This window comes from Streptomyces sp. NPDC006193, assembly GCF_040613915.1.
Lineage (GTDB): Bacteria > Actinomycetota > Actinomycetes > Streptomycetales > Streptomycetaceae > Streptomyces.
The window spans coordinates 1-2,087 of record NZ_JBEXTB010000064.1; the positions used below are offsets into that span (position 1 = coordinate 1).

A 2,087-nucleotide genomic window follows, 5' to 3' on the forward strand; every position below is an offset into this window, starting at 1 on the left:
GCCTGCTCGGCACCGACGTGGGCCTGCCGATGCTGATGCTCTCCCGGCACTCCCTGGACCGCGAGGGCAAGCCGGTGGAGTGGGTGCGCTCGGTGGCCACGCGCTCCGGGGCCGGCCGGCCTCTTCGAGGAGCGAAGGCATGGAAAGCAGGGGGGAATCAGCATGCGACAGGCCACCCGCAAGGGCCTGATGACGATGGCCGCGGCGACCGGCGTGATCGCCGCCGCCAGCGGTCACGCACACGCCGACCCGGGCGCGGCGGGCACCGCCGCCGGGTCGCCCGGCGTACTGTCCGGCAACGTCGTCCAGGCACCGGTGCACGTGCCGGTCGACGTGTGCGGCAACACCGTGAACGTCGTCGGTCTGTTCGACCCGTCGGTGGGCAGCACCTGCGCCCACGACGGCGCCCCGGGGGGTCACCGCGGCGGCTCCGGCGCGCACGCGGACGGCGGCAGCGGCGGCTCGCCGGGCGTCGGCTCCGGCAACACCGTGCAGGTCCCGGTCGACGTACCGGTGAACGTCTGCGGCAACAGCGTCGACGTCGTCGGCGCCGGCAACGCCACCGCGGGCGGCGACTGCGGCTCCGGCTCCGGCGGCCGCTCCACGCAGCCGCCGGGCGGCGGACACGGCGGCCCACCCGCCGCACCGGGCCGTCCCGGCCGGCCGGCGCACCCGCAGCACCCCGGACATCCCGGTCACCCGGGCACCCCGCAGCACCCCGGCCGTCCGGGCACCCCGCAGCACCCCGGCCGTCCGGGCGGGCCCGGCGCGGGCCACCACCCCGGCCCGGGCGGCGCGTCGGCCCACGGCTCGTCCCCGGTCACGGCGGAGGGTGGCCGTCCCGCCCAGCTCGCGCACACCGGCAGCGAGGTGCCGCTGGGCGTCGCGCTGCCGGTCGGCGCGGGCGCGCTGCTCGCGGGAGCGGTGCTCTACCGCAAGGCACGGGCCGCCGCGTAACCGGCGAACCGGGCCCGAGTACTCCCCGGGCGGCACGACCGCCGTGCCGCCCGGGGCGGGGAAACGGAGCGGGCCCTGCCATGCCGGCGGGGCCCGCTCCGTTCAGCTGTCCTGCGTCACCACGTGGCACGCACCTGGCGGATGATCCGCCGGCGCAGCCGCACCCTGCGGCTGCCGTCGCGCAGCAGGCTCAGTCGGTCCAACTCCCAGTGTCCGTACTCGGCATGGTCCGTCAGCAGACGCGTCGCCTCCTTGCGGGAGACCCCGCGAGGCACGTACACGTCGACGAATTCGTATTCCGGCATCGCATCTATTGTGCGGGCTGGTGCCCGGTACGGATAGCGTCTGCACTATGTCTGATGCTGCGCAGCCCACCGCTGCCGAGGTACGCGCCGCCGCCGAAGCGGTCAAGACCGCGCTCGACCGCCACCTGGCCGCGGTCGAACGCCGGTCCGGGGAGGACGACCCGGCCGTCTCCGAGGCGTTCAACCAGCTGGCCGCTGCCGCCGAGGCCTACGACGAACTGCTCTACGACCGCTACGACGAGGTCACCCCCTTCGAGATCCCCGGCGCGGAGGAAGCGCTGCCGCCGTACGCGGGTCCCGAGGAGCCGAACGCGATCAGCGTGCTGATCCGCCGCGACTACACCGTGGCGGAACCGCACCGGCTGCTGGCCCAGGCCCAGCGGGTCGAGGCGGCCGAGTACGAGACCGCGGCGGACGACGACGTCGCGGGCACCGTCCCCGGGGCGCTGGGCGTCCTCTTCGGCGAGTTCGAACCGGACGAGATCGCCTCTCGGCACAAGGAGTTCGGCCTGGAGGAGGGCGACTCCACCCTCTGGGTCACCGCGGCGGAGGAACCGCCCGAGGCGGGGGAGTGGCTGGCGGCGCCGTTCGAGCACATCGACCGGCAGCAGGTGGTCTGCCGGTTCGACGTCAGCGCGGTGTTCGACGACGACGCCTCCGTCGACGAGGACGACCCGGACGACCTCGAGTTCCTCGTCGCCGGGGCACAGGACGAGGAAGCAGCCGTCGCCGGCGCGGGGGACGAGGACGAGGACGGTGAGGAGCCGGAGCGGCTCGACGCCGGGAGGTGAGCGGGGCGGCGGCGCCGCGGGTCCGAGCCCGCGG

General features: G+C 75.5%; 3 protein-coding genes and 1 pseudogene. 3 read left to right on the forward strand and 1 reads right to left on the reverse strand.

What is annotated here, in order from left to right; genetic code table 11:
• Both ABZ261_RS29455 and ABZ261_RS29460 read left to right on the forward strand, forming a co-directional pair.
• Positions 1 to 95: pseudogene (locus ABZ261_RS29455) on the forward strand (GntR family transcriptional regulator); the annotation flags it as partial.
• A gap of 67 nt (positions 96 to 162) precedes the next feature.
• Positions 163 to 957 carry a chaplin gene (locus ABZ261_RS29460; protein WP_356864382.1) on the forward strand — a complete coding sequence of 265 codons (795 nt, stop codon included), beginning with the start codon at positions 163 to 165 and terminating at the stop codon, positions 955 to 957.
• 116 nt (positions 958 to 1,073) lie between these two features.
• On the opposite strand, the gene ABZ261_RS29465 is transcribed toward ABZ261_RS29460, so the two are convergent.
• Positions 1,074 to 1,262 carry a DUF5703 family protein gene (locus ABZ261_RS29465; RefSeq protein ID WP_014671721.1) on the reverse strand — a complete coding sequence of 63 codons (189 nt, stop codon included), beginning with the start codon at positions 1,260 to 1,262 and terminating at the stop codon, positions 1,074 to 1,076.
• A gap of 47 nt (positions 1,263 to 1,309) precedes the next feature.
• Here ABZ261_RS29465 and ABZ261_RS29470 point away from each other — a divergent pair, with 47 nt between their 5' ends.
• Entirely contained in the window at positions 1,310 to 2,053 is a 744-nt protein-coding gene (locus ABZ261_RS29470) for a hypothetical protein (protein ID WP_356864384.1), read from the forward strand.
• Positions 2,054 to 2,087 lie beyond the last annotated feature (34 nt).